This is a genomic window from Lactococcus sp. DD01 (assembly GCF_001578715.1).
In the GTDB taxonomy this organism is placed as follows: Bacteria; Bacillota; Bacilli; order Lactobacillales; family Streptococcaceae; genus Lactococcus; species Lactococcus petauri.
The window spans coordinates 1-395 of record NZ_KQ968961.1 but is presented as its reverse complement, the minus strand read 5'-3'; the positions used below and the strand labels follow the sequence as shown (position 1 = coordinate 395).

1 protein-coding gene is annotated in these 395 nt (G+C 38.0%); it reads right to left on the bottom strand.

Translation table 11 applies throughout. The features are described from left to right. A partial coding sequence (locus LACDD01_RS12130) for a hypothetical protein (RefSeq protein WP_197458056.1) occupies nt 1–395 on the bottom strand: 395 nt, incomplete at both ends.

Sequence of the window (395 nt, the reverse complement as noted above, 5' to 3'; positions counted from 1 at the left end):
CGCATTTTGGAAAGTCTGTAAACTCTCTTGGAAAAGACTTCCTGTCGCACTTGAGAACTCCTCTAAAATACGTTTTTTAGCTTCCAGCTCTTTGATTTCATCTTCATAGTGGTTGGCAACACTTTGAAGACGTTGCCCCTCATAGATAAAGTCCTCCATGGCTTTTTTAGCTATGGAATTCGCAAGTTGATTGTTGAACAGGTTCATTTGAAAATCAACCGTCGCTTTTTGTTGTTTCTTGATTTCTAAATGTTCCACAATATCGTCCATATCATAGACTGGGTCTGGAAATGTATTGAAGTTGCTCCGTTCATAATCAAAGGTACGTAACTCGTCTTTAATAGCTGTTGTTGCTTCCTTAAGTTTAGAAAGGGTCGGTTTTACAATTTCTTGAA